Source organism: Lactococcus sp. AK05 (genome assembly GCF_041026685.1).
In the GTDB taxonomy this organism is placed as follows: domain Bacteria; phylum Bacillota; class Bacilli; order Lactobacillales; family Streptococcaceae; genus Lactococcus; species Lactococcus lactis.
Genome location: NZ_JBFTEI010000026.1, coordinates 1 through 494, shown reverse-complemented (window position 1 = coordinate 494; position 494 = coordinate 1). Strand labels below are relative to the sequence as shown.

Genomic DNA, 494 nt, shown 5'->3' with positions numbered 1-494 from the left:
GTTATAACCTTAGCTATCGTGAAGTTCAAGAAATCTTATATGATCGTGGCATTAACGTTTCTCATACGACGATTTATCGTTGGGTGCAAGAATATGGCAAACGACTCTATCAAATTTGGAAGAAGAAAAATAAAAAATCCTTTTATTCATGGAAAATGGATGAAACGTACATCAAAATTAAAGGAAAATGGCATTATTTGTATCGAGCCATCGATGCAGATGGTTTAACCTTGGATATTTGGTTACGTAAAAAACGGGACACACAAGCAGCCTATGCTTTTCTTAAGCGGTTAGTGAAGCAGTTTGATGAACCGAAGGTTGTAGTCACAGATAAAGCCCCCTCTATTACAAGTGCCTTTAAGAAACTAAAAGAATACGGCTTTTATCAAGGGACAGAACATCGTACCATTAAATACCTGAATAATTTGATTGAACAAGACCATCGTCCAGTAAAGAGACGCAATAAATTCTATCGAAGTTTACGCACTGCCTCA

At 36.6% G+C, this 494-nt stretch carries 1 protein-coding gene; it reads left to right on the top strand.

The window, feature by feature from the left end; translation table 11 throughout:
* On the top strand, window positions 1-494 hold a 494-nt coding region (locus AB6B24_RS12400; protein ID WP_369164829.1), incomplete at both ends, for an IS6-like element IS1216 family transposase.